Origin of the sequence: Pseudomonas sp. B14(2017) (assembly GCF_002113255.1) — a bacterium.
GTDB lineage: Bacteria > Pseudomonadota > Gammaproteobacteria > Pseudomonadales > Pseudomonadaceae > Aquipseudomonas > Aquipseudomonas putida_Z.
The window spans coordinates 273,700-289,061 of sequence record NZ_NEJY01000004.1 but is presented as its reverse complement, the minus strand read 5'-3'; the positions used below and the strand labels follow the sequence as shown (position 1 = coordinate 289,061).

Annotated in this window: 11 protein-coding genes and 2 pseudogenes; 3 read left to right on the top strand and 10 right to left on the bottom strand. The window is 60.3% G+C overall.

Going from position 1 to position 15,362, the window contains the following annotated elements:
- Positions 1-236: 236 nt before the first annotated feature.
- From CAG34_RS05900 to lexA, 4 genes are read right to left on the bottom strand one after another with little or no spacing between them, the layout of a single operon-like run.
- Positions 237-3,317 carry an error-prone DNA polymerase gene (locus CAG34_RS05900; RefSeq protein ID WP_085588737.1) on the bottom strand — a complete coding sequence of 1,027 codons (3,081 nt, stop codon included), beginning with the start codon at positions 3,315-3,317 and terminating at the stop codon, positions 237-239.
- A complete protein-coding gene (locus CAG34_RS05895; RefSeq protein ID WP_085588734.1) occupies positions 3,314-4,732 on the bottom strand; it encodes a DNA polymerase Y family protein in 1,419 nt (472 codons plus the stop codon). Before CAG34_RS05895 ends, CAG34_RS05900 begins: the two co-directional genes overlap by 4 nt.
- Before the next feature lie 6 nt (positions 4,733-4,738).
- The gene (imuA, locus tag CAG34_RS05890) at positions 4,739-5,359 is read right to left on the bottom strand and encodes a translesion DNA synthesis-associated protein ImuA (protein ID WP_085588732.1); all 621 of its coding nucleotides are present in this window, start codon (positions 5,357-5,359) and stop codon (positions 4,739-4,741) included.
- Positions 5,359-5,976 carry a transcriptional repressor LexA gene (gene lexA / locus CAG34_RS05885; RefSeq protein WP_025339260.1) on the bottom strand — a complete coding sequence of 206 codons (618 nt, stop codon included), beginning with the start codon at positions 5,974-5,976 and terminating at the stop codon, positions 5,359-5,361. Before lexA ends, imuA begins: the two co-directional genes overlap by 1 nt.
- Positions 5,977-6,366: 390 nt before the next feature.
- Here lexA and CAG34_RS05880 point away from each other — a divergent pair, with 390 nt between their 5' ends.
- Both CAG34_RS05880 and CAG34_RS05875 read left to right on the top strand, forming a co-directional pair.
- Positions 6,367-6,768, top strand: coding sequence for a hypothetical protein (locus CAG34_RS05880; RefSeq protein WP_085588730.1), 402 nt, complete (start codon positions 6,367-6,369; stop codon positions 6,766-6,768).
- Positions 6,765-7,082, top strand: a complete 318-nt coding sequence (locus tag CAG34_RS05875; protein ID WP_015270427.1) for a hypothetical protein — start codon at positions 6,765-6,767, stop codon at positions 7,080-7,082. Before CAG34_RS05880 ends, CAG34_RS05875 begins: the two co-directional genes overlap by 4 nt.
- A 303-nt stretch (positions 7,083-7,385) precedes the next feature.
- On the opposite strand, the gene CAG34_RS05870 is transcribed toward CAG34_RS05875, so the two are convergent.
- The 3 genes from CAG34_RS05870 to CAG34_RS05860 form a co-directional block, all read right to left on the bottom strand.
- Complete coding sequence (locus tag CAG34_RS05870) at positions 7,386-9,104, bottom strand: UvrD-helicase domain-containing protein (protein ID WP_085588728.1); 1,719 nt, start codon at positions 9,102-9,104, stop codon at positions 7,386-7,388.
- A gap of 3 nt (positions 9,105-9,107) precedes the next feature.
- Positions 9,108-10,919 (bottom strand): ATP-dependent endonuclease, encoded by a 1,812-nt coding sequence (locus CAG34_RS05865; protein ID WP_085588726.1) that lies wholly within the window; start codon positions 10,917-10,919, stop codon positions 9,108-9,110.
- A gap of 238 nt (positions 10,920-11,157) precedes the next feature.
- Positions 11,158-12,126, bottom strand: coding sequence for a DNA-binding protein (locus CAG34_RS05860; RefSeq protein ID WP_085588724.1), 969 nt, complete (start codon positions 12,124-12,126; stop codon positions 11,158-11,160).
- A 299-nt stretch (positions 12,127-12,425) separates the two neighbouring features.
- Here CAG34_RS05860 and CAG34_RS29395 point away from each other — a divergent pair.
- Positions 12,426-12,506: pseudogene (locus tag CAG34_RS29395) on the top strand (dehydrogenase); the annotation flags it as partial.
- 42 nt (positions 12,507-12,548) lie between these two features.
- Here the strand turns inward: CAG34_RS29395 and CAG34_RS29140 are convergent.
- From CAG34_RS29140 to CAG34_RS05845, 3 genes and pseudogenes are all read right to left on the bottom strand, one after another.
- A pseudogene (locus CAG34_RS29140) lies at positions 12,549-12,826 on the bottom strand (LysE family translocator); the annotation flags it as partial.
- A 436-nt stretch (positions 12,827-13,262) separates the two neighbouring features.
- The gene (locus CAG34_RS05850) at positions 13,263-14,144 is read right to left on the bottom strand and encodes an alpha/beta fold hydrolase (RefSeq protein ID WP_015270316.1); all 882 of its coding nucleotides are present in this window, start codon (positions 14,142-14,144) and stop codon (positions 13,263-13,265) included.
- Positions 14,145-14,356: 212 nt separating this feature from the next.
- Positions 14,357-15,337: a LysR family transcriptional regulator gene (locus CAG34_RS05845; RefSeq protein WP_224765921.1), complete on the bottom strand. Its 981-nt coding sequence runs from the start codon at positions 15,335-15,337 to the stop codon at positions 14,357-14,359.
- Between the last annotated feature and the right edge of the window lie 25 nt (positions 15,338-15,362).

Here is a 15,362-nt window from a genome sequence, read left to right as displayed (position 1 = left end):
TTTGTGTTCTTTCGAATAAGATTTTCGCACTGATTTTGCCTCCAATTGGGCGCCATCATAGCGCCCGAAGAAGGTGTCCAAAATCATTAGGCCAGTTCAAGGCCGCTCCTACAGGTCAGCGCAATCCGGACTATGGCGAGCCTCCTGTGGGAGCGGGCGCGCCCGCGAACACCGGCAAAGCCGGTGCCATGCACCGCAGTGCCCGCTCCCACAAGGGCCCGCGCAAAGATGGGGATTCAGTGAAAGTCCCGGCTGCGTACGTCCAGCCCTTGCAACAGCGGGCTCACATCCTCCAGCCGCCGTGCTATCAGGTGGCGCACGCCATTCTCCTGCTCCAGCCGCCCGCTGACCTTGAGCAACTGCGACCCCACCAGCGCCCGCCGCTGCCGTTCGGCAAGCGCCCGCCACACCACCACATTGACCATACCGTGCTCGTCCTCCAGGGTGACGAAGGTCACGCCACTGGCGGTCTGGGGCCGCTGGCGGCCCACCACCAACCCGGCCACGGCAATGTTGTCACCATGCCCGACATCTTGCAGCTCGCGCGAACTGCGACAGCCCAGCGCCCGCAGGCGTGAGCGCAACAAGGTCAGGGGATGCGGCCCAAGCGTGGTACCCAGGGCCTGGTAATCGGCCATCAGGTCCTCTGCCACGCTGGGAACGGGCAGTTCGACGGTGCTTTCCGGCAAGGCTTCGATATCGGCGAACAAAGGCAACTGCGGCTGCACCGCCGCCACCTGCCAGCGCGCCTGGTGCCGGTCGCTGGCCAAGGCGCGCAGCGCGCCGGCATCGGCCAGGTGGGCGCGGGCACGCGAATCGAGCCCGGCACGCAGGCACAGGTCTTCGACATCGCGCCATGGCCGCTGCGCCCTCGCCTGCTCCAGGCGCCTGGCATCGGCCTCGGCAAGGCCGCGCACCAGGCGCAAGCCCATGCGAATGGCCAGCACCTCTCCAGGCTCAGGCTCGAGCGTGCAGTCCCAGTCACTGTGGCACACATCCACCGGCCTGACCTCGATACCCTGGCGCCGGGCCTCTTGCAGCAACTGGTCGGGGCTGTAGAAGCCCATGGGCCAGCTGTTGACCAGCGCGCAGGTGAAAATCGCCGGTTCATGGCACTTGAGCCAGCTGCTGGCATAGCACAACAAGGCAAAGCTGGCCGCGTGCGACTCCGGAAAGCCATAGCTGCCAAAACCCTTGATCTGCTCGAAGATGCGCTCGGCAAACGCCAGGTCATAACCATTGCGCAACATGCCCTGCACCAGCCGCTCGCGGTGCGGTTCCAGGCCGCCGTGGCGCTTCCAGGCGGCCATGCTGCGGCGCAACTGGTCGGCCTCGCCCGGGGTGTAGTCGGCCGCGACCATCGCCAGTTCCATCACCTGCTCCTGGAACAGCGGCACGCCCAGGGTGCGCTCGAACACTTCCTTCAGTTGCGGCGAGGGGTACGTCACCGGCTCCTGCTTCAGCCGCCGGCGCAGGTAAGGGTGGACCATGTCGCCCTGGATCGGCCCGGGGCGGACGATGGCCACCTCGATGACCAGGTCGTAGAACTTTGCGGGCCGCAGCCGCGGCAACATGGCCATTTGCGCGCGCGACTCGATCTGGAACACGCCCATGGTCTCGGCACGGCTGATCATCGCGTAGGTGGCCGGGTCTTCGGCGGGGATGGTCGCCAGGGTCAGGTGCCGGCCACGGTGGCGTTGCAGCAGGTCGAAGCAACGGCGCAAGGCGCTGAGCATGCCAAGCGCCAGCACGTCGACCTTGAGCAGGCCGACCATGTCCAGGTCGTCCTTGTCCCACTGGATCACCGTGCGCTCCGGCATCGCGGCATTCTCCACCGGCACCAGCTCGTCCAGGGGTTGCTGCGAGATGACGAAGCCGCCCGGGTGCTGTGACAGGTGCCGGGGGAAGCCGATCAGTTCGCCGGCCAGTACCAGCACCCGGCGCAGCGAAGGGCTGCCCGCCTCGAAACCAGCCTCGGCCAGGCGCTGGTCATCGGGTATGCGATCGCTCCAGCGGCCGCAGCATTTGGCCAGGGCGTCCACCTGGTCGGCCGGCAGCCCCAGCACCCGCGCCACATCCCGCACCGCACCGGCAGCATGGTAGGTGTTGACCACCGCAGTGAGCGCCGCCCGGTGCCGGCCATAGCGACGAAATACATACTGGATCACCTCCTCGCGCCGGTCGTGCTCGAAGTCCACGTCGATGTCCGGCGGCTCGTTGCGCTCGCGCGACAGGAAGCGCTCGAACAACAGGTGGTGTTGCATGGGGTCGAGCTCGGTGATGCCCAGCACGAAGCACACCACCGAGTTGGCAGCCGAGCCCCGCCCCTGGCACAGAATGCGCTGGCTGCGGGCGAAGGCGACGATGTCGTGCACAGTCAGGAAGTAGCTTTCGTAGCCAAGCTCCTCGATCAGCGCCAGCTCCTTGGCCAGCACATCCCGCACCTTGCTACTCGGCCCGTCTGGCCAGCGCGACGGCAAACCCTGCTGGCACAATTCGCGCAACCAGCTCGCCGGGCTATGCCCCTGGGGCACCAGTTCGCGTGGGTACTGGTATTTCAATTCGCTCAGTTCGAACTGGCAGCGCGCAGCGATGGCCAGGGTCTCGGCCAGCAGGTCGGCGGGATAGAGCTCCCCCAGTTGCGCCTGGCTGCGCAGGTGCCGCTCGCCATTGGCAAACAGGAAGCGCCCGGCCTCGGCCACCAGGCAATGCTGGCGAATGGCGGTCATGCAATCTTGCAGGGCGCGGCGACCGCGCACGTGCATGTGCACGTCGCCACAGGCCACGGCGCGGATACCGACCCTGGCCGCCAGACCGCGCAGGCGTTCAAGGCGCAAGGTATCGTCACTGCCGCGGTGCAGGTGCACGGCCAGCCACAGGCGCTCGCCGAACACGCCGTGCAGCCACTGCCCGGGGGTGGCATCGCCGCTGTCATCGGCTACCCACAATGCCAGCAGGCCCTGATGGTGCTGCTGCAGGTCATCGCGAAACAGTTGGTACTCGCCCTTCTGCGCCCGCCGCCGGGCCCGGGTGATCAGCGCGCACAGGTTCTGGTAGCCGGCCAGGTCCTGCACCAGCAGCACCAGCCTGGGGCCGTCCTGCAACTGCACTTCACTGCCCACGATCAGCCGCAGCTGGTGTTCCTTGGCCGCCTGCCAGGCACGGACGATACCGGCCAGGGTGCATTCGTCGGTGATCGCCAGCGCCTGGTAGCCCTGTTCACGCGCGCGCCGGAACAGCTCGTCGGCGCTCGACGCGCCGCGCTGGAAGCTGAAGTTGGACAGGCAGTGCAGCTCGGCATAACCCGGGGTGTTCATGCGAACCAGCCCTGCAGCCACAACGGGCCGGCCTTGCCCAGGTCGCGGTAGGCCCAGCCGCGCAGGCCGTCGCGGGTTTCGATGCGGTAATAGTCGCGGCGCACATCGCCGCCATCCCACCAGCCCGACTCGATGCGCTCGGCATGGCCTTGCAGGCGATAGCCGCCTTCGTCCAGCGCCATGGGGGCCGACAGCAGCCAGCCAGGGCGGCTGCCAGGAACGACCGGCATGCTGCCCTGGGCACCCTGCTCTACCGCTTGCCAGGCACATTCGGGGCGATGATCGGCTGCCGCGCTCAGGCCCTTGACCGCCTCATCCCCCAAGCGGGCGCGCAGCCGTTCGCGCAATTGTTCCCAAGGTTGCGCCTGTTGCGCACGCGGGTCGAACAATGCCTGGTGTTGCGGCACGAAGGGTGGCAGGTCCTCGGCAACCAGCCGCAGGTTGCGCACCGGTGCGGGAATGCGTAGCGGTTCCAGGCGCCCGCGCGCCAGCTCGAACAACATTGCCGCATCGCGTTCGGCGGCCAGCAGGCCTACCTTCAGCAAGGTATCCGGCCCTTCGGCGTGCTCCAGGTGCAGGCAGAAACGCTGCACGCCACAGTCACGCCCGGCGAGGAACGCGGCAAGGTCGTTGAGCATGCGCCGCAGCGGGAACAGCAGGGCCTGGTGCGATTCGACGTCGAAGTTCAGCTCCAGCCGGGCTTCGAAACGGTCCGGCGGCTGGTAGAAGCCCAGCCCCAGGTTGCGCAGGCCGAGCAACTGGTCAAGGTGCAGCTGCACCTGGGCCGGAAAGCGCCTGGCCAGGCTGTCGCGGGGCAAGGCCAGCACCTGGCTCAACTGGCGCAGGCCCATGCGGGCAAAGGCCTCGGCAGCCTGCGCAGGCAGGCCGATACGCTCGATGGGCATGCCCAGCAGCGCCGCACGGGTGGCATCGGCGTCACTCACGGCCAGGCCATCGTGAGCGTTGGCGAGCATGCGCGCCGCCACCGGGTTGCTGGCCAGGACGATGCGTTGGCGCAAGCCCAGTTCCGCCAGTTCCTGGCGCAGGCGTGCCTCGAACAGCGGCCAGGGGCCGAACAGTTGCAGGCTGGAGCCCACCTCCAGCAACAGCGCCCGTGGGTAGTGCAGGCTGACCTGGGCACTGAAGCGGTAGGCCCAGGCTGCCAGCAACTGCTGCACCTGGTCGATGCGCCTGGGGTCGGCTTCGACGCAGCTGAAGCCATCGGCCAGCGCACGCGCCGCCGTCAGGGTTTGCCCGGCCCGCAGGCCGAGCGCGGCCGCCGCCGGGTTGACCGCCTGCAGCACGCGTCGCTGGGTCGGCCCGCCAAGCAGCACCAGAGGGGTATCAGGGTCGTCACGCTCGCGCAGGACCGTGTCCAGCGCCAGCTGCGGGAGCAGGATGCAGGCCCAGAGCATGTTGCATCAGCCCCGCCCCGGGCAGGCGATGGGCAGCGCCGGTGGCATGCCGCCACGGCTTTTCAGCACGCGCCATTGTGCCGGGCGGGTGTCGACGGCAATACGCAGCGCCGCGGGTGAAGGGTTGTGCGCCGCCTGTTGCGGCCGGCAGGCGAAGGCCAGCGCCTGGCCGGTTTCGGCAGCCACCTGCAAGCGCCGCAGGGCGCGGTCATCGGCACGTTCCGGCCAGCACAGCACCGCCGCGCAACTGCCGGAGCGCAGGCACTGCTCGGCGGCCCACAAGGCATCGGCAGGCGCGGCGTCCACTTGTACCAGCCAGCGCAGGTCCACCCCCGCGGCCTGCCAGGCCGGGGCGTAAGGAATGAATGGCGGTGCCACCAGCACGATTCGGCTGGCTTCAGCGCTCAAGCGGGCCAGGGTTGGCCACAGCAGCTGCAATTCGCCACAGCCGGGGCTGGCCAGCAACAGTTCGCTGAGCGCAGACGCCGGCCAGCCGCCTTCCGGCAGGCATTGGTCAAGGGCTGCATGGCCCGTGGGCTGCAGGCCGAGCGGCCGCGCCTGGGCCTGCCGACCGCGCCATACCCGGCGCTGGTCGAGCAACCTGTCGAGGTCGACCACCGCGCCCATCAGTCACGCCTCAGCAAGCCGCAGAACACGCCTTCGATGAAGAACTCCTGTTCAGGCCGCACATCGATGGGCGCATAGGCCGGGTTGCGTGGCAACAGCCGGTAATTGCCACCCTGGCGCTGCAGGCGCTTGATGGTCACCTCGCCGTCCAGGCGGGCGACCACGATCTGGCCATCGCGAGCGTCGGCCTGCTGGAGGATGCCGACCAGGTCACCGTCGAAAATGCCGTCGTCGATCATCGAGTCGCCACGCACCTTCAGCAGGTAGTCGGGGGTACGGCGGAACAGGCTGGGGTCGAGCAGCAACTGCTCGTGAATGTCGAGGTCCGGGCCGATGGGGGCACCTGCCGCCACCTGGCCCAGCACCGGCACTTCGAGGATTTCCGGGCGGCGCAGCCGTTCGGCCAGGCGTATGCCCCGCGCCTGGTTCGGCGTGACGTCGATGTAGCCGGCCTGGCACAGGGCGGTGATGTGCTTGCGCGCGACACTGCGCGAGGCAAAACCGAAGCGCGTGGCGATATCGGCCAGGCTCGGCGGCTGGCCGTGGTCGGCGATGCGCTCACGGATGAACTCGAAGATGGCGCGGCGTTTTGGGGTAAGATTGTCCATGGAGCACATTTGTACTCTTTTCGGAGCACGCTGAACAGCCCCCTTCGTCGACGGCTTGGCGGCTGCGATCAATTGCGACAGTGATCAGAACTGAAAAGGCCAAAAAGCGGTAAGTCAAACCCCCAAATCGACCCTACCGCACATTCCCTAAACATTAGTTCCAGGCCGCCCACCACCATCGCGTGGTCTCAGTCGTTCCGCCTGGCCCTCTCTGTGTCTACTGTGTCATCGGGGGATGCTCCTAGGCCGTTGCGTGAAAGCTCCACATCCGTGGCGTACATACGCTTCCGCTGAACGACCGCCCTTGCCACGTCGACCATAAAAGCCACACAGCTGTGGCTTTGCTTACTGTTGATTTGGGGGCATGCTGTTAACGAAAGGTCGCGAGGGGAACAAGTCATGAACCAAGAGGCATTTCAAATAAGCGCGCTGTCAGCTGCTGAATTGGCTGATTACCTACGCAACACGAAAGGGACAACCTCTCCAGGGGAACGTTACGCCAGGGCTTTTGGTCTGAACCCAGCTGAGTTTGACGTTTACCTCGCTACGTATCGCAAAAGCCAGGCAGATGGTGCAACCACGACTGACTCCGAAGCAGCGCTACGCTTCATAACAGATGTCCTACGTGTGGTTCTGATGGTGACTGAGACCGGTGCGACTATCGAGCAAGCAATTGGCTGGTTCCGCCAAGATCAATTGTTAACTTTCGAGGGGCGAACTGCGGAGCAACTAGTCAGTCAGGGCCAAGTTGAGCAGGTGCTGCAATTTCTGGCCTCCTGGCAGGCCGGGAGTCAAGGATGAGTAACGACGCCTACCTACAGACCGGCCAGCAACCGAACTATCACTTATGCTATCGAACCATCCTTTGCGCCATGGATGAGCGATACGACATACGCGGCTATGTACTGGCGGAAATGGTGAAAACATGTCTGAAGCACCGAGCCTGTCTATCTGCGGCCCAGCGCGAGTGCTTTATGCGATATGCGCAACCGGAGGCGATCATCTATCTCGAATATCTAACGGCCAATTTATTGTTTGGCCCACAGGGACGCTTTTCACCCAAGGAGTATCATTATTCACAAACAGCAGATATCAATCAGTTTCGAGGCCTCTGATGAAAAATGAAAAAGAGCTAGTGTACAGGACATCGGACAGGATCAAGCTCGTACTTATTCGGAAGCCGATTAATCGGAGTATCATCCGCGAGCTGTAAGAAAGGGGTAATGGTACAAGCTTGATCAACCAGCGCCGTTTTGCACTAATCTGGAACCCGTTCACCATTATCCGCCAGACAAAGAAGGCGAGGTGGTTGGGCCTGGGCATTTTGTCTTTCACTCTAGGTTAGCGGATCGCAACGTCCGATCAGCCGCACATCAGTAATGATACGATGGTCCCTGGCGGCATCCCCAATCTTGCGTTCAAATCAACGGGCAGCGATTTCGCCCAGTCGGCGTCAAGATAGTCGCCTTCTTCATTGCGCGAGTGACAGCGACACGCATGGCTAAACGGGCCTGACGCACGCGATCCGGGGTTGCTTCGGTCGGCAAGAAACGCCCCTTCATCACTCCCTCATAAAGAATGACCTCTGTGAATTCCTTTCCCTTCGATTTGTGCATGGTCATCAGATGGAGCCCCTTCCAGTCCCTGGTGACAGCTTGAAAGTGGTCCTGAATAAGAGCATCCCGCACCAGCTTCTCTGCTCCTGAATAGCCTTCTGCTGAGCGCCACATCTCGCTCAAACGGCTTCGAAGCAGCGACCCCTTCCCAAGCAAGCGCACATACCGACCATCTATACCGATCTGCTTGAAAACCTGCTCGGTGCTTGAATCCAGAAATTGTCGTGCGGCAACCCAGTCAACTTGGGGGGCGCCAGTCAATTGCAACTCAAGACGCTGGACTGCAATAAGCTGTGCGGCAGCAAGAACCCGCTTGTGCGGCGCTCGACGAAGTGCTTGCCCACCGAACAACTGCTCCAGAGCGAGTACCAATTCCAAGTGAGCCTTGCTTGGGGCTTTCTCGCCTTTCCTGCCACGCAGATGAGCACATAGGTTTCTAAGAAGTCTTTCAGTAATGAGTTCAGCATTCGCGCCACCTTCCAGCAACGCGGCGATCGCCGTAGCAGAGAGCGCTGCTGCCTCCTGGTCGAACGCCACCTCATGGGAAAGCCTGGGCAGATTGTCCGCATCACTCGAAAGGTACGCAGAAACCTCAGCCATGAAGCTTTTGCTGGGAACCAGAATGGCTAGTGACCAATCACGTCCGTATCTATTCAACCGTGCTATAGCAGTCAGAATGGCAAATTTGAAAGCCCGATGGAGCATCCCCTTGCGCGGCGCATAGGGTGTAACCGACACATGGGTGTAGACTCTGCCCCTATTTACTCCTGCCAGCAGATCGTTGCCGAACTGGACGATGTCGGTCCCTGTGCTCCGGTGATTTTCCATTCCAAAAGAAAAGGAGGCGGGGCGGTAGGCCTGTTCGAACTCTTGAATCCTGCTAGCACTGGCACCGCGGAATTCGTAGATTCGTTGTTCCGGATCGGCTAAAGCCAGCACCTGGCTATGCCGAGTCAACGCCCGAATGAAACGCCACTCATCCTCGTTCGTGTCCTGGAACTCGTCGAGTATGATCAGTGGATAGCTGTTGCCGTAGATGCGCTGCAGCGACTGGCTTCTCTCCAGCAACATGGCAGCATTGCTGGCGAACAGGTCGAAGTGCAACAGTCCCTCCTCCTCGAGCAGCCTGATTTTCTCCAAGGCTATCTGTTCTTCGCTCAATGTGGACAATCGCGCAGCAGCCTCTGGCGGAGGAAGAAGCGATAAGGGTCGCCCGTTGCGGAGCAAGTAGCCATGGCTGCGCAGCAAATTCCACGTGAAGCCATGATAGGTATTGACCTCGAGCCGAGCCTGCTCAAGTTTCGGCAGCATTTTCCCGGCCTGTTCCGCAACCCTCGCGACCGTTGCCCTGGCGAAGCTCAGGAACAGCACCTGCTGATACTCTGTGAGGTCTAGTCGGCCTAGAAATGCTTCAGCTTTGAGCAATGCGACTGTGGTTTTCCCTGAGCCAGGGCCGCCCATCACCACCAGATGTCTGGGTGACTCGATAACATCCCGTCGAGACTGATCAAGCACCATCATGTGTTAAGGCCCAACCAAATCGAGAAAGTCATCATCCAGTTCCGAAAGTTCAGGCTCGGGCTTCTCGGGAACAATTGTGGCTGTAATGCTCTCGAGGGTGCTGACAATGAATTCCGGGAGTTGATGTCGGGTCATGGCGGTACAAAGTAAGCTGGCAGCAGCACCATCGCCTTTCCAGCGCTTCAGCAGCACCCCTAGAATCGCTGCTACCTCATCTTTCGTGGCATCAGGGCCCGGGGCCTTGTCCTTTAAGTCTGAAGGCCAAGCACCGCTGTCGACCAGAGACGCAACCCAGCCACGCAACACTTCCTCATCGGTTCCTTTGAGAACGACGTTCTCGAAACCTTTCTCAGGCGCTTGATAGAGGTAGTCGACCGACGCCCTAATAGCTTCCAATTGCTCGGGTGCCTGCTCGTCGAAAACGGCATAGACCTTCTTCCCGAGCCTGCGGTAGTAGGCACCCATCGGAGCGATCAGCGAGTCAGTCGTCGCATCGATGATTGGGATGCCCAACGCCTCAAGCGGCATGAAAGACTCCGGCTCCTGCTGATGAAGCAGTCGCGCTACGGCGGGCCAAGCGTCATATTCCGTCCGGCCTTCGGCAATCAGCACCCGACGTGCCAGAAGGGCCTCACAAACACGCAGCCGCATGTCTTGCCGGTACATTTTTGCTTTGATGCCCGGCGGCAGCCCTGCAGGCATAGCACTCAAGTTTCCATCGTTTCGGCTGATAACGATTACCTGCTCGGGGTCGAACTCTTCGAGCACGTAAGGCGAATGCGAGGTAAACAGCGCCTGGGCTGACTTGTTGCGCACACCGTTGATGATGCGTTTTTGAATATGCGGCGGGATTGCTATCTCTGGCTCCTCCATCGCAAAAATCACGTTCTGCTTTAGCTCCGCGATCAGTGACAGAAGTGCCAGTACCATCATGTTAACAGTACCGGTGCCTTGGCTCTGGAATGGTGCTGCATGCGCTTCGCCATCACTGCGCTGCGCACCGGTTGCCATGAAGACAGTTAACGCTTTTCGCAGAGACTCGCGAGTCAGTTGCGTGACACGCATTTGGGGATCGCTACCATCATCGCTGGGCATGTAGCCGCGGATCGAGGCCTGAACATCCGCCAGGATGTCGTTGATCCCGATCTCCGGATCAGCTGCAACCTGCAACTGTCGAAGCTCAACCAAAAGCCCTTCCCAGATTTTGAAGTTCTTGTTGTCCTGTAACCGCAAAATGATGTCCAAGAGCGAACCACGCTCAAGGCTCAACGCACGACTGCCGGTTCGGATCGTGCGCAGATACAGAAATCCACAGACACGCTTATCGGCAGTTCTGAAGAAATCGTAGGACCCATCCTGTTTCATCGGCGAACAGAAGTAAGTGGTACCAGTGAAATCATCCTCATCGGCATCGTAGCTGCCGATAAAAACGACGCGCAAACAGGCCTGAACCATCTGCTCGTCAGTACTCTCTGCTGGCGGGCCTCCGAGCAGATCTCCCGCGCCATTATCCCACCACTCGATGTGATCCCTAAAACGCATTTCCTGATCCATATTCAGATCAGTGATGACCACTTCTATGGTTATGTTTACTGGCTGCCCCTTCAGATCGACATACTCTCCCGCATAAAAATCGTGCTCATCTATCACTGGCCTACGGGAGAGTCGCTCAGGGCCTAGTACGAGATCAAGTGCCTCTAGGAGCGTAGACTTACCAATGTTGTTATCACCAACGATGACGGCATGTTTGGGCAACAAAACATCCGCACGCTTGATGCCACGGAAATTCTCAATCTGCAGCCGTGCAACCCGCATATCCGTCCGCTCCCGATCCTGTGTAAGCCTCAGACAAAAAGGCCAATAGCTATCACACAGTAGTCGAGAAATTGGCCCAATGCCTTCCGTGGGACTGCTTTTGCAGAGCGCGCGCGTTGCGCTCTCTACGAAGCAGATTCGGCATCGTAACCTTGGCAGCCACTGATCCCATCCGACTTGATAAAAGGCCTACTAGGATAAACGGCGTGACTGGCACATATGCGGAGGCGGCTTGGCATCATCCACGGCTTTTCTCTGAACGCTTGGGCCGGCTGGCCAGCGTTTCAACACGGGCTTCGGCAGCGATCGCACGCTCACGGGTCGCAGCCAACTCCTCGCGCACTGCCTGCAATGCACTTTGCAGAACAGCCATTTGCTCCCCCGCCCCAGTCGCTTGTTGCTGGGCGTGTATCAACTGGGCAGCCAATAGCTGCGCCTGGGTACGCGCGACGTGCGTTTGCTCACGGGCATCGCCGAGATTGAGCTGATACTCCTCGAGGCTGCGTTGGGCCACACTGAGCCGGCCCTGGGCGTCCTTGAGTTGTGCGCCCAGCGCCTTGCTCTCCTCCCGGGCTCGATCGATCTCGCGATAGGCCCGGTCTTCGACGTCACGGGTGTAGCGCTGCTGCTCCACGCGCGCATGTTCGGCCTGCTTACGGCTGTCATACAACTGCGACTCTATCTGCTCCAGTTGCTGGTGGGCATCGTCACGCTGCGCCTGCAATTCATCACGCTGCGCACGCAGGTCGTCGATCTGCGCCTGACGCTGAGCCAGCAATTGTTCTAGGTCTGCCAAGCGGGTTTCTGCGCCCTGCCGTGCGGTAACGGCCTCGGTTGTTTGCTGTCGCGCCTGGGCAACCTCCAGTCGGGCACGAGCTTCCAGCGCACCCAGCACTTCGCGCTCCTCGGCTAGGACCTGACGCTGGCCGGCCAACGCTTGCTCCGCCACACCCTGGGCCAGGGTAGTGGCCTGCTGCCAGATAGCCATAAACGCCTGTGCCACCTCCGCTGGCAATCCAGGCAAGCGCGTTTCGCCGCGCAGGCGCGCTGCCAGTTGCTCCCACCACTGATCGAGCAAGGCCCCGACCCGCGCGGGGCTGCCGCGCCCCAACTCTTGGCGCACCCGCTCCACCGTTGGCCGCTCGCCACGGGCGAGGACCGCGTCCGCCGCCGCAAACACGTCATTTTCCGGTACGCCTACCGCCATGCCCTGCCCTCCACCATTTTAGGTCTGATAATTAAATCTTATCCGACCTAATTCTCTAAATATTAAAATAATAATACGGTAAACGTAGTAGATAATACATTGCCTCCCTACGGTGGGCGCCAGCTAACTCTTGCGCTGGATGCTCGGCGCAAAACAGCCGCTCGGCCGCTGACGCGTTCATCGCCGGCGGTTCCGCTGATACCGTGCGCAGCTATCAGAGCGCCCTTGCCTAGGGTCAGACGTACTATCCACAACTGACCCGGAGTCGAGATGAACAGATTCGAGAACAAAGTGGCGTCGTGACTGGAGGTGCTGGCGGTATCGGTTCCGCAATAGCAGCGCGCCTGGCAAGTGAGGGGGCGACGGTCGTAGTCAGCGACGTCAATCTGCAAGCCGCGCAGGACGTTGCCAAACAGATTGAGGGCTCCGAAAGCCAAAAAGATCACACCCGTCGTACGGTCCATCCAGCGGATAGCCTTTTCTTTACGCAGCACCGTGGCCAACGACTGGGTCGCACCGATCAACACCAACGACACAGCAGCCGAAGCAGTACCTGAATCCCCCAAAGGCCGAATGTCCAAGCAGCCAGTGGTTGACCTTGCGGAATGAACTGGGGCGGGAACGAAACGTAGAAAATCCACACTTTCGGATTCAGTAGGTTCCCCATCATCCCCTTCACGAACCAGTTTGAGGACGCCTTCTCTGGGATGCCAAAGGCTGTCTACGCAGTGATTTTCGCCTTCCAGAGTGCTCCCGAAAGTCAGACCGCCGCTTAAACTCACCACCTTCGTAAACCGGGCTGCCCCAGCAGACCTGGCGCGGAGGATTGTCGGCACTGACCAACGGTCAGATAATGCGGTAGTGCTCGCGACTGGTGATTTCGAAACAACTGATGGCCTCTCTAAGCTCCCCTTGTAGGAGAACAGGAGCTTGGCCTTTTCGTGACCTTGTTCTGATCATGGCTAAAGCCATCTATCCAGCGAGGCAAAGCCAACCGGCAATGGCCTGTTGCATGTTCCGCTGATGTAGGCGCTTTTCAGAAACTCCCAACTGGCCATCAGCGATGGCCAGATTCCTGAACACGACAAATTTGCTTAGATCTTATGTCGACCTCGAGCCGAGAGATGGTGGAGGAGTCAGTCCTTACTTGCGTAAACCCGATCAGCAAACCTGGAAATCGCATCAGCCATCTCCTTCGGCCGTTCAGGTGCAAGGGCATGGCCTGCTCCGGCAATTACTTGGTGTTCCACTCGATCACCCAGCATCGACTTGAGTATATTGGGAATTACAACTGCATCCTTTTCAGCTTGAAGGTCCAGAATGGGCACTGTGTTACCAGCAGACCAGTAGCTCTCAACCGGTGTGCTATCTCGGGCGTGATCTTGAGCCACATGTGTTTTGTCATACCACCCGGTTAACCACGCTCGCGCATCATTGCCAGGGGCGAAGAATGCTAGCTCAAGGTATTTGATTCGCTGAGCTTCAGGTAACGCATAGTTGCCCGCTCCCTTGATCGCTTCAACCATCCTTCCATAGGGCTTCTCCGACGATCCCGGAGGCAACTTCCCAATGGATGCAGCAGCCAATACCACACCTTTCACAAGATCCGGACGATCAACCGCAAGCACGCGTGCGGGCTGGCTTCCCCAGGCATGACCAACGACAATTGCAGCCCCGGTGTGGGCCTTGTCCATCACTAACGCAACATCGGCAGCAAAATCATGCAACGTTGGCGTGTCCATGGGGGCCCGGCTTCCATTGACACCCCGAGGCTCTGGTCGAATCACGCGGTAACCATCATCAGCCAGGTAGCTGGCTACCTGATCGTAATCGTGAGCACCCCGGCCCTTAGACGGCAGGATGACGATGGTTTTTCCAGATCCCTGAACCAATGCCTCAATGTGGACATCCCCCTTGCTCGCAGTCAGGATGGAGACATCATTCTTGGCGTGAGCAAATTGGCTAGCCAAGCAAAAACTGAGCAGAGTTAGTGAAGTCGCAAAGTAGGTAGAACGCATGGTCTATGCCTCTTATTTTTATCTGGTATGCGAAGGCTGATACCTGCCCCGCTGACAGCAGACTATGCATTTAAAAAAAACTGACAAATACCGTGTATTGATAGCTGTTCATGACAATTGAGCATGGCTCTCTTCAATCCGCTCCCTCGGTGAAAGAACAGCATGCGAGGGCGATGTCTAGCACAGGACATACGTGGGTTTGAGCATCGCTGTCACTGCGCCAACCAGTGCGTTGCCTCTTTCCAAGCACCGACCGTAACGAGCTCTTCCAGGGTCTCTAGCAAGATTTTTTCATAGCTTAAGGCCAGACGAGAGCTACGTCGGTCGCGTAGCCGAGTCAATGACACGGTTGAGCGGATACCGGGCCGTTCAATTGCATGGCCGACCAGCGTGTGGCTGTTCATGTCCTCCTGAACAGCGGCATGGGCGAGAATGGAGTAGCCAAGCCCCTCAGCGACCAACCGCTTCGTCAAACTAACGCTATCGACCTCGAGCACGACATTCAGACGAACCGCGTTTTGTGCGGCAATCTGTTCCACCAGGCGACGGTTGCTATGAGGCAACCCCGGCAAGATCAAAGGGAAGTCGCCAAGCGCAGTCAGACGGACGTTACGCGATGCCTCGCCAGGTGGGCCAACCAGCACCATCCGTTCGCTGAACAATGGCCGCACATCGAATGCCTCGATCAAGGGTTGGTTATAGACAACCGCCACATCGATCCGGCCCTCCAGCAACCATTCTTGAAGCGATGTGCTGAGCCCCTCAAGCGCATGCAGCGATGCCTTTGGCCACCGTTCCTTGAAACTACGAATCAACTGAGGGCCGACAATTGACCCAATTGCTGGGGGCAGGCCTATCGCCAAATGCCCCCGCTCCTCATCCGCAGTGTTGCGCACATGGTCTGCAGTTTCTTCCATGTAGCGCAGCATGATCTCTGCACGCTCCAACAAACGAGAGCCTGCTGCAGTCAGCTCAACACCTCTCCCATGTCGAGTGAAAAGCTCGACCTGCAGCTGCTCTTCCAACTTTGCAATCTGTCGACTGAGCGCTGGTTGAGCGATGAATAAATCCCTCGCAGCCCGACTGAATCCACCACATTGGGCGACCTTGACGAAGGAACGAAGCTCACGGATATCCATCTGAAACTCCATGCTTAACTGGCATAGCTTTTTATCAAAATAAGGTTTTTGCACCGATTACGCCAGATCTCTATGCTCA